At 35.5% G+C, this 14717-nt stretch carries 20 protein-coding genes; all 20 read right to left on the bottom strand.

Annotated elements, in window-relative coordinates:
• Positions 1 to 200 precede the first annotated feature (200 nt).
• On the bottom strand, positions 201 to 977 hold the full coding sequence (locus BTR_RS11125) for a TrbJ/VirB5 family protein (RefSeq protein WP_012232531.1): 777 nt from the start codon (positions 975 to 977) through the stop codon (positions 201 to 203).
• Between the two features lie 200 nt (positions 978 to 1177).
• Positions 1178 to 2023 carry a TrbL/VirB6 family protein gene (locus tag BTR_RS11120; RefSeq protein WP_012232530.1) on the bottom strand — a complete coding sequence of 282 codons (846 nt, stop codon included), beginning with the start codon at positions 2021 to 2023 and terminating at the stop codon, positions 1178 to 1180.
• A gap of 184 nt (positions 2024 to 2207) precedes the next feature.
• Positions 2208 to 2939, bottom strand: coding sequence for a TrbJ/VirB5 family protein (locus BTR_RS11115; RefSeq protein ID WP_012232529.1), 732 nt, complete (start codon positions 2937 to 2939; stop codon positions 2208 to 2210).
• A complete protein-coding gene (locus tag BTR_RS11110) occupies positions 2936 to 3079 on the bottom strand; it encodes a hypothetical protein (RefSeq protein WP_012232528.1) in 144 nt (47 codons plus the stop codon). Before BTR_RS11110 ends, BTR_RS11115 begins: the two co-directional genes overlap by 4 nt.
• Positions 3080 to 3318: 239 nt before the next feature.
• Positions 3319 to 4164: a TrbL/VirB6 family protein gene (locus BTR_RS11105; RefSeq protein ID WP_012232527.1), complete on the bottom strand. Its 846-nt coding sequence runs from the start codon at positions 4162 to 4164 to the stop codon at positions 3319 to 3321.
• Between the two features lie 183 nt (positions 4165 to 4347).
• Positions 4348 to 5280, bottom strand: a complete 933-nt coding sequence (locus BTR_RS11100) for a TrbJ/VirB5 family protein (protein ID WP_012232526.1) — start codon at positions 5278 to 5280, stop codon at positions 4348 to 4350.
• Positions 5277 to 5402, bottom strand: a complete 126-nt coding sequence (locus BTR_RS11095; protein WP_375607609.1) for a TrwH protein — start codon at positions 5400 to 5402, stop codon at positions 5277 to 5279. Before BTR_RS11095 ends, BTR_RS11100 begins: the two co-directional genes overlap by 4 nt.
• A 256-nt stretch (positions 5403 to 5658) precedes the next feature.
• Positions 5659 to 6504, bottom strand: a complete 846-nt coding sequence (locus BTR_RS11090) for a TrbL/VirB6 family protein (protein ID WP_012232524.1) — start codon at positions 6502 to 6504, stop codon at positions 5659 to 5661.
• A gap of 186 nt (positions 6505 to 6690) precedes the next feature.
• Positions 6691 to 7440, bottom strand: a complete 750-nt coding sequence (locus BTR_RS11085) for a TrbJ/VirB5 family protein (RefSeq protein ID WP_012232523.1) — start codon at positions 7438 to 7440, stop codon at positions 6691 to 6693.
• Positions 7437 to 9908: a VirB4 family type IV secretion/conjugal transfer ATPase gene (locus tag BTR_RS11080; protein WP_012232522.1), complete on the bottom strand. Its 2472-nt coding sequence runs from the start codon at positions 9906 to 9908 to the stop codon at positions 7437 to 7439. The genes BTR_RS11085 and BTR_RS11080 overlap by 4 nt, the downstream gene beginning before the upstream one ends.
• Positions 9909 to 9910: 2 nt before the next feature.
• Positions 9911 to 10219: a VirB3 family type IV secretion system protein gene (locus BTR_RS11075; protein ID WP_012232521.1), complete on the bottom strand. Its 309-nt coding sequence runs from the start codon at positions 10217 to 10219 to the stop codon at positions 9911 to 9913.
• Between the two features lie 12 nt (positions 10220 to 10231).
• Positions 10232 to 10543 carry a hypothetical protein gene (locus BTR_RS13625; RefSeq protein WP_012232520.1) on the bottom strand — a complete coding sequence of 104 codons (312 nt, stop codon included), beginning with the start codon at positions 10541 to 10543 and terminating at the stop codon, positions 10232 to 10234.
• A gap of 131 nt (positions 10544 to 10674) precedes the next feature.
• Positions 10675 to 10995 (bottom strand): VirB2 family type IV secretion system major pilin TrwL, encoded by a 321-nt coding sequence (gene trwL, locus BTR_RS11065; RefSeq protein ID WP_012232519.1) that lies wholly within the window; start codon positions 10993 to 10995, stop codon positions 10675 to 10677.
• Between the two features lie 137 nt (positions 10996 to 11132).
• Positions 11133 to 11447, bottom strand: a complete 315-nt coding sequence (gene trwL / locus BTR_RS11060) for a VirB2 family type IV secretion system major pilin TrwL (protein ID WP_012232518.1) — start codon at positions 11445 to 11447, stop codon at positions 11133 to 11135.
• A 121-nt stretch (positions 11448 to 11568) separates the two neighbouring features.
• The gene (gene trwL, locus BTR_RS11055) at positions 11569 to 11889 is read right to left on the bottom strand and encodes a VirB2 family type IV secretion system major pilin TrwL (protein ID WP_012232517.1); all 321 of its coding nucleotides are present in this window, start codon (positions 11887 to 11889) and stop codon (positions 11569 to 11571) included.
• Between the two features lie 140 nt (positions 11890 to 12029).
• Positions 12030 to 12347, bottom strand: a complete 318-nt coding sequence (trwL, locus tag BTR_RS11050) for a VirB2 family type IV secretion system major pilin TrwL (protein ID WP_012232516.1) — start codon at positions 12345 to 12347, stop codon at positions 12030 to 12032.
• 137 nt (positions 12348 to 12484) lie between these two features.
• Entirely contained in the window at positions 12485 to 12805 is a 321-nt protein-coding gene (trwL, locus tag BTR_RS11045) for a VirB2 family type IV secretion system major pilin TrwL (RefSeq protein WP_012232515.1), read from the bottom strand.
• Between the two features lie 140 nt (positions 12806 to 12945).
• A complete protein-coding gene (gene trwL / locus BTR_RS11040; protein ID WP_012232514.1) occupies positions 12946 to 13263 on the bottom strand; it encodes a VirB2 family type IV secretion system major pilin TrwL in 318 nt (105 codons plus the stop codon).
• Positions 13226 to 13525, bottom strand: coding sequence for a KorA family transcriptional regulator (gene korA / locus BTR_RS11035; protein WP_012232513.1), 300 nt, complete (start codon positions 13523 to 13525; stop codon positions 13226 to 13228). Before korA ends, trwL (BTR_RS11040) begins: the two co-directional genes overlap by 38 nt.
• Before the next feature lie 120 nt (positions 13526 to 13645).
• A complete protein-coding gene (locus tag BTR_RS11030) occupies positions 13646 to 14287 on the bottom strand; it encodes a lysozyme family protein (RefSeq protein WP_012232512.1) in 642 nt (213 codons plus the stop codon).
• Positions 14288 to 14717: the final 430 nt, after the last annotated feature.

Here is a 14717-nt window from a genome sequence, read left to right as displayed (position 1 = left end):
TTTCAATTTTTCATCACATGAGAACATAGACACATGCTAAATGCTTCATTTGCATTTATACATTCCCTAAGCATTTTCACCACGATATCTTGGCTTTGATAAAATCTCTGCGTTTCTTTGAATTGTGGAGTTAATACTAAACCTTATACATTGGCTTTTGTGTTCATGAAAAAAGCAAATGTTGTAAAGAGCTTTATTTGCTAAAGTCTTACCCTAGGCATACTTGTGAGCTGATAGCTTATTATTTTTCCATACAATTTACGTTTTTGTATGTCGATAAGGAGCTCTTCATTATCGCGTAAATTTCTGACCATTTGTAACTTTGCATATTCATTTTGGAGCATGGATGACATGTTCCTGATGCGTGTTTGCAGCTCAAAAACTTCCGCCAGATTCATTGTTCTATCTATCTCATTTAAGAAATTGATAATTTGCGTAAAGCGGTTCTCTGCGTCTTTGAAAGTTTGCAAGCTTACGGCTTTACTCACAATGCCACTATATTGAAGGCGCTTATTAATTATCTCCCGCATCTTATTAGGCGAAAACGACCAGAAGTTTGCCCTTTGCTCTTCACGATAAACAGAATATGCAATATCTTTGATATTGGGATAATGATCCATATTTTTGTTATGGTAGTCTTTTAGTTCTGCGTAGACAGGCATATCGTGTAAGAAAAAATCCCCACCCCCTTTTATTCTTAGTTCCGTTACTCTACTTCCTTTTATAGATTGATAGACTTTTTTCGCGTTATCGATCTGCTCTTCGGTTACTTTAATTTTTTCTTTTAACAACTCAATAATTTTTAGATATTCTGTTGAGGAAGCGATTTGGACAGTTGAACCCTGAGCGCCAGAACTCCAACTCAGGTTAGACGTTAGAGTTAAATTTATCATTCCTAAAAGGGTAATCATTCCTATTATAATAAATCGTTTTTTCATTTTAATATTACTCTTTTTGACAATTAAAAAGCCCAGCATTTCTTATCATTATTATAATTTTAATAATAAAGTAAAGCATATAATTTGTGATAATTTATCTTTTCTTAATTTCATGTTTTAATTGATGAAAATAATTCAATTTTAGTGCAAATATTTTTCATTGTAGGCTTGGCTATTTTAGTTATTTTGTCCTATGGATTTAAAGTTTCTGTTACGAGAATCATTTCTTTCTACATTCTCTAGTTTCTATGTCTCCATAGATGTCCAAATGCTATGCCTTTTGCGAGAGAATGGGCCATGCTTGATAGTTTGAGTAACAGCATGATGGATATAATGGACAAGATGAGCGCTCCCCCAAACATGGCTGCTACATTCTGGTTGTAATCGAGTCCCATATCACTCAAATAGTTTGCAAAGATATTCATCATCAGATTAAAGACAGTCGCTAAGAGTAGAAAGAGGATTACATAATTTACGACTTGGATTAACCATTGCTGAAAAAAGCGATAGGTTGGTTGCCAGAGCAAAGCAATGATGAAGATAGGGCCCAATCCTACGAGCAGTGTAATGGCGATTTTTGTCAGTATAACGAGACCACCGCCGATTGCCACGACGGAACTTGTTGCCAGCAAGATAAGGATACCTAAGAGGCTGTAAAGCAATCCGTTGGCCTCGAAGAAGACGGTTTCCTGGAAAAGACGACCTGCATATTGGAATCCTTTGGTTGCTGCTTTGTCAAGTAAATTCATTAATTGTGTATCAGTGAGTGGATTTGTCATGAGCGCTTTTGAGAACTCATAGGGCATTTGCGTTATCAAATTTGCAATTTCACTTTGATAAAGTCCTGAGGTGAGAGCTATTGAAGTAATAATGCTTATTCGCAGGAAACGGTTTACGAATCCGGAGAGTGGCATATCGATAGCGCCCCGAATGATAAGCCATCCATAGATGATGAAAGCGATGGTGATTCCAATTGAAACGAAAGGTGTAATTGTAGCAATCGCTTTTGAGGAAATATCCGTGACATATGTTTGTGTTATCTGATTAATTTTATTGAAAAGTTGCGTGAACATAGTGAAGTTCATGGCATTCCTCTTTAATGAATTTTCAATTTTTCATCACATGAGAACATAGACACATGCTAAATGCTTCATTTGCATTTATACATTCCCTAAGCATTTTCGCTCCTATTATCTTGGCTTTGATAAAATCTCTGTGTTTCTTTGAATTGTGGAGTTAATACTAAACCTTATACATCGGCTTTTGTGTTCACCGTATGATCGGCATCTGGTTTTTTTCATGGTTAAAAAATTTCATATCAAGTTCGCGTCTTTTCCTTTTGATAAGTGATTGCTCAGCTTTACGTAAATACGCTACCATTTGCATCTTTATAGATTCATTTTGGATCATAGCTAATGTACCATCGATATGTGCTTGAAGGTCTGCAATGTCTTTTAGTTTTTCTTTTGTTTGAAGTTCATCGAATAATTTTTTGAGGTATTGAAAACGATTTTCTACGTTTTGAAAAGTTTTTAAAGTTATAGCTTTATCCATAACCGATATAAATTGTAAACGCGCAAAAAGCATTTTACCGAGTGGATCAAAAAGCTGAGAATTTCTGTTTTCACTATTCAAGACGTCTTGATATGACTTTCCTGAAAGCTTACTATCTTTGTAGAGCAATCCTGGCTCTTTAAGAAAAAAATTAGAAAAGTCTATTTGTCTCGGGGTGGTTTTTTGATCCTTTGTTATAGCCTGATAGGCATTTTCTATTTGTGAAAGTTGTTCTTTTTTCAACTCAAGGTCTTTTTTTAACAACGCAATAATTTCCAGATATTTTTCTGATGGAACAGATTGTGTCGGTAGAGAAGATGTTGAGCCTACGGGTGTTTGTGAGGATGATGAGGATTCGAAAGTTACGGTTGCATTTGCATTTGCTGGAATTAAATTCAGCATTCCTTCCAAAATAATCACCCCTACTATAATAAATTGCTTTTTCATCTGTCTCCTCGCTTGATTTCGGCAGGGATTGTTTTATTAATAGGCACACGGTTTCTATCATTAGGTTGTTTTAGCTTTGGTGCTAATGCACAAGCCGATAAAAGATTTGCAATCAAAATTATAAAAACAACCGACTTCACTTTAACACTCCTCTTTTTGACAATTAAAAAGCCCAGCATTTCTTATCATTATTATAATTTTAATAATAAAGTAAAGCATATAATTTGTGATAATTTATCTTTTCTTAATTTCGTATTTTAATTGACGAAAATAATTCAATTTTAGTGCAAATATTTTTCATTGTAGGCTTGGCTATTTTAGTTATTTTGTCCTATGGATTTAAAGTTTCTGTTACGAGAATCATTTCTTTCTACATTCTCTAGTTTCTATGTCTCCATAGATGTCCAAATGCTATGCCTTTTGCGAGAGAATGGGCCATGCTTGATAGTTTGAGTAACAGCATGATGGATATAATGGACAAGATGAGCGCTCCCCCAAACATGGCTGCTACATTCTGGTTGTAATCGAGTCCCATATCACTCAAATAGTTTGCAAAGATATTCATCATCAGATTAAAGACAGTCGCTAAGAGTAGAAAGAGGATTATATAATTTACGACTTGGATTAACCATTGCTGAAAAAAGCGATAGGTTGGTTGCCAGAGCAAAGCAATGATGAAGATAGGGCCCAATCCTACGAGCAGTGTAATGGCGATTTTTGTCAGTATAACGAGACCACCGCCGATTGCCACGACGGAACTTGTTGCCAGCAAGATAAGGATACCTAAGAGGCTGTAAAGCAATCCGTTGGCCTCGAAGAAGACGGTTTCCTGGAAAAGACGACCTGCATATTGGAATCCTTTGGTTGCTGCTTTGTCAAGTAAATTCATTAATTGTGTATCAGTGAGTGGATTTGTCATGAGCGCTTTTGAGAACTCATAGGGCATTTGCGTTATCAAATTTGCAATTTCACTTTGATAAAGTCCTGAGGTGAGAGCTATTGAAGTAATAATGCTTATTCGCAGGAAACGGTTTACGAATCCGGAGAGTGGCATATCGATAGCGCCCCGAATGATAAGCCATCCATAGATAATGAAAGCGATGGTGATTCCAATTGAAACGAAAGGTGTAATTGTAGCAATCGCTTTTGAGGAAATACCCGTGACATATGTTTGTGTTATCTGATTAATTTTATTGAAAAGTTGCGTGAACATAGTGAAGTTCATGGCATTCCTCTTTAATGAATTTTCAATTTTTCATCACATGAGAACATAGACACATGCTAAATGCTTCATTTGCATTTATACATTCCCTAAGCATTTTCACCACGATATCTTGACTTTGATAAAATCTCTGCGTTTCTTTGAATTGTGGAGTTAATACTAAACCTTATACATCGGCTTTTGTGTTCACCGTATGATCGGCATCTGGTTTTTTTCATGGTCAAAAAACATCATATCAAGTTCGCGTCTTTTCCTTTTGATAAGTGATTGCTCAGCGTCATGTAAATACGCTACCATTTCCATTTTTATAAATTCATTTTGGATCATAGCTAATGTACCATCGATATGTGCTTGAAGGTCTGCAATGTCTTTCAGTTTTTCTTTTGTTTGAAGCTCATCGAGTAGTCCTCTGAGGTATTGAAAACGACTTTTTACGTTTTCAAAACTTTCCAAACTCACAGCTTTATCTTGAACCGATACAGATTGTAAACGCCCAAAAATAGCTTTGCTGATTTGATCAAAATTCCCAGAAACTTTGTTTTCTTCCTCCAAGACCTCTTGATATGATTGCCTTGAAAGCTTACTATCTTTATAGAGAAATTCTGGCTCTTTAAGAAAAAAACTAGAAAAGTCTATTTGCTTTGGGTTTGTTTTCTGACTCTTTGTTATAGCCTGATAAGCTTTTTCTACTTGTGAAAGTTGTTGTCTTTTCGAGTCAAGCTGTTTTTTTAAGAGCTCAATAATTTCCCCTTTTTTTAAAAGCTGAAGGATTTCCGAATATTCTTTTGATAGAGCAGGTTGTGGCGGTTGAGCAGGTTGTGGCAATGGAGTAGGTTGTGGCAATGGAGTAGGTTGTGGTGGATGAGCAGGTCGTGACCTTTTAGGTGGTGCTGGCTTTTTTTTAACTCTTGGTCTATTAGGACGTTTAGTTATAGTAACATCTCTATTGTGTGTTGAATCCGACAAGCCAGGATATTTCCGATATTTACCTCCTTCCATTAACCTTCCTTGAGTTCTATCATAAGTATCTCTATTATGAAAACCTGCGTTATTTGCATGCGCCAAATTCATCATTTCCAAAAGGCTAATCACTCCTATTATAATAAATTGCTTTTTCATCTGTCTCCTCGCTTGATTTCGGCAGGGATTGTTTTATTAATAGGCACACGGTTTCTATCATTAGGTTGTTTTAGCTTTGGTGCTAATGCACAAGCCGATAAAAGATTTGCAATCAAAATTATAAAAACAACCGACTTTACCTTAACACTCCTCTTTTTGACAATTAAAAGCCCAGCATTTCTTATCATTATTATAATTTTAATAATAAAGTAAAGCATATAATTTGTGATAATTTATCTTTTCTTAATTTCGTATTTTAATTGATGAAAATAATTCAATTTTAGTGCAAATATTTTTCATTGTAGGCTTGGCTATTTTAGTTATTTTGTCCTATGGATTTAAAGTTTCTGTTACGAGAATCATTTCTTTCTACATTCTCTAGTTTCTATGTCTCCATAGATGTCCAAATGCTATGCCTTTTGCGAGAGAATGGGCCATGCTTGATAGTTTGAGTAACAGCATGATGGATATAATGGACAAGATGAGCGCTCCCCCAAACATGGCTGCTACATTCTGGTTGTAATCGAGTTTCATATCACTCAAATAGTTTGCAAAGATATTCATCATCAGATTAAAGACAGTCGCTAAGAGTAGAAAGAGGATTACATAATTTACGACTTGGATTAACCATTGCTGAAAAAAGCGATAGGTTGGTTGCCAGAGCAAAGCAATGATGAAGATAGGGCCCAATCCTACGAGCAGTGTAATGGCGATTTTTGTCAGTATAACGAGACCACCGCCGATTGCCACGACGGAACTTGTTGCCAGCAAGATAAGGATACCTAAGAGGCTGTAAAGCAATCCATTGGCCTCGAAGAAGACGGTTTCCTGGAAAAGACGACCTGCATATTGGAATCCTTTGGTTGCTGCTTTGTCAAGTAAATTCATTAATTGTGTATCAGTGAGTGGATTTGCTATGAGCGCTTTTGAGAACTCATAGGGCATTTGCGTTATCAAATTTGCAATTTCACTTTGATAAAGTCCTGAGGTGAGAGCTATTGAAGTAATAATGCTTATTCGCAGGAAACGGTTTACGAATCCGGAGAGTGGCATATCGATAGCGCCCCGAATGATGAGCCATCCATAGATGATGAAAGCGATGGTGATTCCAATTGAAACGAAAGGTGTAATTGTAGCAATCGCTTTTGAGGAAATACCCGTGACATATGTTTGTGTTATCTGATTAATTTGATTGGAAAGTTGCGCGAACATAGTGAAGTTCATGGCATTCCTCTTTAACGAATTTTCAATTTTTTATATGAGTTTTTAACATTTTTCGTTGAATTTTTTAGGATGGAATTAAATTTCATAGACCTTCTCAGTCTATGAGAGAACTGAGTATTATGATTTACTTTTGTTTTTTACGAGCAGCCAAGAAAAATAGTACACAAAATATTATTATAAAAAGCTCTATCGAATAAATTTTATAGTAGGCATTTTTGTATTTTTACTATTCAGAATTCTTATGTTATGTCTATCTTTCTGCTGTTTGATAAGTGTATATTCAGCGTTGCGTAAATGTGTAACCATTTGTAGTTTTGCTGTTTCATTTTGTAGTTTAGCAAGCATTCCAATGATATGTGCTTGTAACTCGGCCATACTTTTTAGATCTTTTGTTGTCTTGATTTCGTTCAATAGTTCTTCAATTTGCTGAAAACGATTGCTTGCTTCTTGAAAAGTCTTTAAACTCACAGCTTTATCCGTGATGGCGGCATATTGGATACGCTTGTTGATGAAATCGCTAGATTCATGGATAGAGGCGGGAATTTCTTCTTCTTTTAAAATATTTTTAAGTGATGAAGATAGAGTTGAATAAGTATTTTTATTATAGAGTGTTTCTGGATTTTTGAGAAAAAAACTGGTGTTATCTGTTTGATTCATTTTGAGTTTTTCAGTATCGAATTTCTGATTTCCCGTTATAGAATCATGAATTTTTTTTGTTTGTTCAAGTTGTTTTCTAAGTATATCGAGAAGTGGGGTAACTGGGTGTACTTTCTTTTTTGGTATAGTAACTTCAGGCTCTGGTGCGTTTGAATATGAACCTCCAAAAAATTTATACAATGAAGATGAATCTGGGACCCCTCCAACTATAAAAGCTTTTGCTGGATTCAAAACCCCTAAAGTTATTGCTACTGCTATCGAAATGACCTGTTTCTTCATGTTTCCCTCCTGTCATTTTTTGCATGCTGTAAAAAAATTGGTAACCATATTGCTGGATCATCGCCAACTTCTGCGATAATGCTTTCGGCTAATTCTGCGTTGTCAGGTGTACCTGATAACACCAAGAGTTCATCACTAAAGTCATGCTCGATAGTTTTTCCATCGCTTGTTACATGGAACTTACCGAGATTCAGCTCTGCAAGCGCAGATTGATCACCCTGCTTAATAAGGAATTGGCGACTAAATTCACCAAGTCCTTTAACGAGTTCAAATTCAGTATCTGTTAGTTTAAAGCCTTTTGTATAATCTTCATAATTCGCTTTGGGGTTGGCGAGAAAAATATAAGTCGCACATTGTTGAATGAGTGTTTTGGCAATATTACTCTCCAGAGCATCGCTAGGCTCTTGTGTTGCATAAACAAAAATACCATTTTGTTTACGGATAGTCTTTTGCTTATTTTTCGCTAAATCTTCAAAGTACGGATCTTGTAACGGCTTCCAAAACTCATCAAAAATATACATAAATCGCTGTCCGCTAATCATACCTTCTGTACGGTAAAGCAGATACATCATCACTGGTGTACGCGTTTCCAAATTATCTAAGAATTCTGTGATATCAAAGCCGTAAATTTGATGGGTTGATAGATCAAGAGCATCACGAGGATTATCAAATAACCACCCATAATCATTGCCTTCGCACCATTTGAGTAAGCGAGCGTGAACAGATGGGTGGGCATTATAATCATTTGAACGCGGATTTGGTAAAAATTGTATCAGAAAAGACAAACGACGCAGCGACGGGTCAATGTTACTGCTCATAACAGACATAACAGCTTTGTTAATTTCTTCCTCGTCATGATGCGTGACTTCACCACCAGCTTCTGCCAATTTTTTAACAAATTGTTTCAGAAAAATCAGATTTTCTTGTGTAGGAGGAAGTTGAAATGGATTAAAACCACTTGATCTACCTGCTTTGAATGTTAAATACCTCCCACCCATCGCTCGAATGGCAATTTCCATACCACGATCTTTATCAAAAACAACCGTCGTTGGCTTAAATTTTTGTGCCTGTGCTAATAAAAAGCCGAGCAATACAGTTTTACCAGATCCAGACTGTCCAATAAGCGCGGTATTACCAAGTAACCGCTTGTCAGTTGAATCTTCTTCAAGTTTGGAAGCATGAAAATTGAAATAAAGCGGTGTTTTACTGGTTGTTTTAAGGATAGTAACTGCTGGTCCCCATGGATTTCCAGTAGGCTTTCCGGACATAAAATTATGGAAAGATGAAAATGATAAAAAATTCAGTGATGTAATCGGAGCAGGACGTGGTCTCCATTTCCAATTCCCAGGAAGTTGCGCCCAATAGCCAGCTTCTATCGCTAAATCTACAGGTTTGGGCAATACCCCAATATCTAATAATGCTGCACTTGCTTTGGCCATATAGTCGCGGACTTGTTGAATTGTATCACCATATATGTTCAATGTACAATGATGTTCCCCCATAACAAAATGTCCACTGATAAGCTGATTTAGTGCTTCGTCAATTTGTGCAATTTGGCTTGTTGCCACATCACGTGCATCAATAAGATTACGCTGATGCCGCTGCAAATAGTCTTTAGCAGCATGGCGAGAGAGAACCGAAAAGCTCTGCGTCAATATGAATTCAAAGTCACTTTCCAGCAAAACATTCAACTGTCCAGGTCTGGTCGTTGCGTCGTATTCTTTAATTTCTAACATCCCAAATCGACGTATTCCACTGGTTGTGCGCAGTTCACCAAGAGCACCCCATTTTGAAAAAAAGGGTCGATTGATAGACATATAGTCAGCAAAACGGTCATGACAAATGGGCATAGGCCGATATTCACCATTGACAAGCATTCCAAGGAATTCAAGTGCAGAAGAATAAACATGCCCATTTTTTTCATAAGCACCAAGAAGTTCTGCACCATAACGCTTTAGGGATTGACCCAAAGTACGATTGACGTCGTTGAGTTCTTTAATACATGAATCTTGTCGCATCTTTTTTTGATCAAGCGTCTCACGCTCATGTTTAGAAAAGAACGACATAATTTTATCCGCTATCGGTTGGAAAATGACAGTCAGATACAAATCATTGACCATCAAATTATAACCAGCAAAGCTTTGCCGATATTTCTCATCAAGCTGATAGCAAAACATTTGATCAAATGCTGAATCAGGATATTCATAAACACGGCGGCGCACGATATGCGTCCAAAATGATAAATTGGCTGATGCAAGACCCCGTAGAGTATTATTAAGCTCTTTTGTCCATTGAAAAATATCCTCTTCCGAAGCGCTTTGATGCGAACGTCCATCAATTTTCCAAATTGACAAATATTCCGCATTCTTAGTAGAGATAATCGTATCTGTAATATGATGTGAATAAGGGAGGAACAGGCTTACAGGTGTCTCTGATGCGAGACGTTTGCTGCTTTCAACAGCTGTCATGTTTATCTCCTTTTACTATAATCAGAGGGGCTATAACTTGATGCGCCCCAAAAACCTTTATTGCGATTGCGAAATTTAGTATCAATCCATAACCACCAGATACGAAATGCTTTATCATCATTTTTAGTAATTTGCACCATAATGAACCATAAGGGTGGCGCTATAATCCACAAAAAGATATTTATCATCATAGCAACAATAGCTACCCCCATAACCATAACGATAAGCGGCATCATGGGTACCCCCCATATCGTTGGAACACGTGTTGCCCCCTTGAATAAGGGAAAATCTCTTTGTTCTTTTGATTTCATGGAATGCTCTCATCACTGGAGGTGAAATAATATGTGACTAATATAGAAGGCTGCACCAGCAATAATAACGCTAAACGCCCATCGTATAAACGTAGCTTTTGCAATGATGCGAAATATATAAATAAGCAAAAGAAACAAAAAAACGATGATAGCAACGATAGGAACAAGTACACTCAATCCATATTGCACACCAATAAAAACATCTATGCTCTTTGTTTCCGTTTGAGCATAAGAAAATCGAGTTATTAACAACATCATTGAAGTGATAAAAATAACACTAAACTTGTTGTATATTTTTCTTTGAAATGTATTTAATTGCTTCATATCTTTTATCCCCATTTTAATTAAAGTTGCTATAAATAATATTCCTTTTTTGCAGTATGAGCGAAACTATTGTTGGTATATACCTATGATCAACAGATGTTTAAAACATTATGTATTATACAGACTCGTGATTATTTACCTGAAAATAACAGTGTAGCAAGTTGGAATGCTGAACCAGCAATAACAACGCCAACTGCCCATCGTATGAACGTACCTTTTTCGATGTAGCGCCCTGCATAAGCAATTGCTAGACATAAAAGTATAACACCAGCGGCAATAGGGATAAGTTTGTTTAAATCATCTTTTAAACCATCTAAAGCCTTCTTTGCATTTTTCAAAGTTGTTGGCTCAGTAGCATACGCAGAATTATTCATAAAGAATACAGTTAAAGCTGCAGATATTGGAATAGTTTTATTATGAACTATGGTTTGAAGGGTATTTGATTTTTTCATATTTCACTCTTATTAGGCTTCTAAATGACATTTCATATTGTATATCTTCAGTATAAATGAAATGGCTATTAGTTTACTTATAATTAATGGATAAATTTTGCTTTTTGTAAATTGTACTTACTAAATGATTGTCACAATTACCGAGTAAATAACAGTTGAGCAAGTTCGTGTGCTGAACCTGCGACAACAACACCAACTGCCCATCGTATGAACGTACTTTTTTCGATGTAGCGCCCTGCATAAGCAATTGCTAGACATAAAAGTATAACACCAGCGGCAATAGGGATGATAATTTTTAAATCGCCCTTTAAGCCCTCTAAAGCCGTTTTTGCATTTGTCAAATGCGTCACTTGGGCATATGCAGAATTATTCATAAAGAATACAGTTAAAGCTGCAGAAGACACAATAATTTTATTACGAACTATTGTTTGAAGGGTATTTGATTTTTTCATATTTCACTCTTATTAAGCTTCTAAATAGTATTTCATATTATATATCTTCAGTATAAATGAAACGGCTATTGGTTTACTCATAATTAATGTATAAATTGTATTTATTACATGATTGCCACAATTAAGATCTAGTAAATAACAGTGTAGCAAGTTGGGATGCTGAACCAGCGATAACAACCCCGACTGCCCATCGTATGAATGTAGATTTTTCGATGTATCGCCCCGCATAAGCAATTGCTAGACATAAAAGTATAACACCAGCGGCAATAGGGATAAGTTTTTCTAAGTCACTTTTCAAGCCGTCTAAAGCTGTCTTTGCATTTGTCAGAGTTGTCGGGTTACTAGCATATGCAGAATTATTCATAAAGAATACAGTTAAAGCTGCAGATATTGGAATAGTTTTATTATGAACTATTGTTTGAAGGGTATTTGATTTTTTCATATTTCACTCTTATTAAGCTTCTAAATAGTATTTCATATTATATATCTTCAGTATAAATGAAACGGTTATTATTTTACTTATAATTAACAAATAAATTTTGCCTCTTTTTATAAATTGTATTTATTACATGATTGCCACAATTAAACTCGATTAAATAACAGTGTAGCAAGTTGGGATGCTGAACCAGCTACAACAACGCCAACTGCCCATCGTATGAACGTACTTTTTTCGATGTATCTCCCCGCATAAGCAATTGCTAGACATAAAAGTATAACACCGGCGGCAATAGGGATAATAATGTTTAAATCGCCCTTTAAGCGCTCTAAAGCGTTATTTGCATTTGTCAAATACCTCGGTTGGGCATATGCGGAATTATTCATAAAGAATACAGTTAAAGCTGTAGAGATTGAAGTGTTTTTTTTACGAACTATTGTTTGAAGAATATCTAATTGTTTCATAATCTACTCTTGTTAAGCTTCTAAATAACATTTCATATTGTATATATTCAATATAAATGAAACGGCTATTATTTTACTTATAATTAATGGATAAATTTTGCTTTTTATAAATTGTACTTACTAAATGATTGCCACAATTAAGCTCCAGTAAATAACAGTGTAGCAAGTTGGGATGCTGAACCAGCGATAACAACCCCGACTGCCCATCGTATGAATGTAGATTTTTCGATGTATCGCCCCGCATAAGCAATTGCTAGACATAAAAGTATAACACCAGCGGCAATAGGGATAAGTTTTTCTAAATCGCCCTTTAAGCCCTCTAAAGCCTTCTTTGCATTTGTCAAAGTTTTCGGGTCATTAGCATATGCAGAATTATTCATAAAGAATACAGTTAAAGCTGCAGAGATTGGAGTATTTTTTTTACGAACTATTGTTTGAAGAATATTTAATTGTTTCATATTTCACTCTTATTAAGCTTCTAAATAGTATTTCATATTATATATCTTCAGTATAAATGAAACGGCTATTATTTTACTTATAATTAACGAATAAATTTTGCTTCTTTTTATAAATTGTATTTATTACATGATTGTCACAATTAAGATCGAGTAAATAACAGTGTAGCAAGTTCGTGTGCTGAACCAGCGACAACAACGCCAACTGCCCATCGTATGAACGTACTTTTTTCAATGTAGCGCCCTGCATAAGCAATTGCTAGACATAAAAGTATAACACCGGCGGCAATAGGGATGATAATTTTTAAATCGCCCTTTAAACCGTCTAAAGCCTTCTTTGCATTTATCAAGGTTGTCGGGTTAGCATATGCAAAATTATCCATAAAGAATACAGTTAAAGCTGCAGATATTGGAATAGTTTTATTATGAACTATTGTTTGAAGGGTATTTGATTTTTTCATATTTTTCATCCTGACGAAGATTAAAAACTCCACAAATAACACCTCTTTCACGAAGAAATTTAAAGAGATATTTCGGGTCAGCCCAAGTCCTCAACTTCCCTCTTTGTGTAAGAAGTGTATATTTATCTGGTTTTCCGGTGACCGGATCATCGGCAACAAACGTAAAATACCACTCTCTTTCTGAGCGCATCACAATTGTAATTTCACGTGCTGCTCTCTGACTAAATGCTATATCAACGCTGTTTTGTTCTATCATTTTCATTTTTCTGCCCTCAATTAGAAGAGATTTTGTCCAATCTTACTAATTAGAGCTTTAATATTTTCTTATCTAGCTTTCATTAATATCATCCTATCAAAATTCTAGTTTTCATTCGTGAAAATATCAATTACCGCTTAGCTGCTCGGTCGATGAAGAAGAACCTTCCGCAGCAAAAGCATCACGGCTGCTACTTTCTTTATGCCCAAACGCATCTTCTAATTCCTCTGAAGAAAGAGGAAGAGAATCTACTTTAGTTACTTGTTCTGGTTCTTCTTTCTTTAGCCTTACAGGATCTTGCAAGTTTTTATCTTCTTGTGCAGCAGCTTTTACTCCAATATATGAAGTAATCGTTTGTGTATCGGCACCACTGTTTAAGCCTTTTGTGTTATAAAAACTTAACGCAGATTGTAATGCCGCTTTTTCAAAAACACACTTTGATACTTTTTGTTTGTAACAGCAAGCTAAAGCACTTTGTACATCTGCAAGATCTCTGCAAAAGCCAAATGCCCCAAAAAAAGAAAACCATTTCATATTTTCAACATCAATTTGCTCAAAGATTGCGTCAAAATTATGTTTATTTTGTTTGAGCTGCTCAGTTATTGCAGTTTCTTCTCTAAGTGGAGATAATTGACCGAATAATTTATCATTATTGCTTGTTATATCAACATTATCCCGTGCGCCTTGTTCGATGAGAGCTGAAAATGCTAAATGAGGGGTATTGGATATGTATGCCGCAGCAAACATTGTGAAATCTGAAAAAATCATTAGCAATACACCTTATTATGAAGAATTTTATTGATATAAACGCCAATTTTGTTCGGTGCTTTTTGTCGCTGTCCCTTGATTCTATAAATTTTCAAAATGGAATTATTTAGCTTAAAATATTCCTTGTAGTTATTTTTTTCTTTTCTGAGAAGATTTCCAGTGTATGTGAATATCCAAGGAATAAGATCAACGTGTGATATAAAATAGGGCAGACTACGCAAACCAATATTATTGGAATGATATAAAAAAATACGACTTTTAAGCAATGATGATCTTTGGAGCTCTGTTGAAGTTACTTGTTTTATATATTTTTCTAGTTGCAAAAAAAAATTTAAAAAACATTTATACCAAGCGAAAATTCGTTTTACTTGAGAGTATCTCTTATTGTGATAATGAACTACATCATCATTATAGAGAGAGGGCTTGTTCT

Origin of the sequence: Bartonella tribocorum CIP 105476 (genome assembly GCF_000196435.1) — a bacterium.
In the GTDB taxonomy this organism is placed as follows: Bacteria; Pseudomonadota; Alphaproteobacteria; order Rhizobiales; family Rhizobiaceae; genus Bartonella; species Bartonella tribocorum.
The sequence above is the reverse complement of the archived record's forward strand: the minus strand, read 5'-3'. Positions and strand labels throughout refer to the sequence as shown.

Excerpts from the sequence above, each read along its gene's own strand:
- BTR_RS11125 (WP_012232531.1), bottom strand. The coding sequence starts at position 977 with ATGCTGGGCTTTTTAATTGTCAAAAAGAGTAATATTAAAATGAAAAAA.
- BTR_RS11120 (WP_012232530.1), bottom strand. The coding sequence starts at position 2,023 with ATGAACTTCACTATGTTCACGCAACTTTTCAATAAAATTAATCAGATA.
- BTR_RS11115 (WP_012232529.1), bottom strand. The coding sequence starts at position 2,939 with ATGAAAAAGCAATTTATTATAGTAGGGGTGATTATTTTGGAAGGAATG.
- BTR_RS11105 (WP_012232527.1), bottom strand. The coding sequence starts at position 4,164 with ATGAACTTCACTATGTTCACGCAACTTTTCAATAAAATTAATCAGATA.
- BTR_RS11100 (WP_012232526.1), bottom strand. The coding sequence starts at position 5,280 with ATGAAAAAGCAATTTATTATAATAGGAGTGATTAGCCTTTTGGAAATG.
- BTR_RS11090 (WP_012232524.1), bottom strand. The coding sequence starts at position 6,504 with ATGAACTTCACTATGTTCGCGCAACTTTCCAATCAAATTAATCAGATA.
- BTR_RS11085 (WP_012232523.1), bottom strand. The coding sequence starts at position 7,440 with ATGAAGAAACAGGTCATTTCGATAGCAGTAGCAATAACTTTAGGGGTT.
- BTR_RS11080 (WP_012232522.1), bottom strand. The coding sequence starts at position 9,908 with ATGACAGCTGTTGAAAGCAGCAAACGTCTCGCATCAGAGACACCTGTA.
- BTR_RS11075 (WP_012232521.1), bottom strand. The coding sequence starts at position 10,219 with ATGAAATCAAAAGAACAAAGAGATTTTCCCTTATTCAAGGGGGCAACA.
- BTR_RS13625 (WP_012232520.1), bottom strand. The coding sequence starts at position 10,543 with ATGAAGCAATTAAATACATTTCAAAGAAAAATATACAACAAGTTTAGT.
- trwL (WP_012232519.1), bottom strand. The coding sequence starts at position 10,995 with ATGAAAAAATCAAATACCCTTCAAACCATAGTTCATAATAAAACTATT.
- trwL (WP_012232518.1), bottom strand. The coding sequence starts at position 11,447 with ATGAAAAAATCAAATACCCTTCAAACAATAGTTCGTAATAAAATTATT.
- trwL (WP_012232517.1), bottom strand. The coding sequence starts at position 11,889 with ATGAAAAAATCAAATACCCTTCAAACAATAGTTCATAATAAAACTATT.
- trwL (WP_012232516.1), bottom strand. The coding sequence starts at position 12,347 with ATGAAACAATTAGATATTCTTCAAACAATAGTTCGTAAAAAAAACACT.
- trwL (WP_012232515.1), bottom strand. The coding sequence starts at position 12,805 with ATGAAACAATTAAATATTCTTCAAACAATAGTTCGTAAAAAAAATACT.
- trwL (WP_012232514.1), bottom strand. The coding sequence starts at position 13,263 with ATGAAAAAATCAAATACCCTTCAAACAATAGTTCATAATAAAACTATT.
- korA (WP_012232513.1), bottom strand. The coding sequence starts at position 13,525 with ATGAAAATGATAGAACAAAACAGCGTTGATATAGCATTTAGTCAGAGA.
- BTR_RS11030 (WP_012232512.1), bottom strand. The coding sequence starts at position 14,287 with ATGATTTTTTCAGATTTCACAATGTTTGCTGCGGCATACATATCCAAT.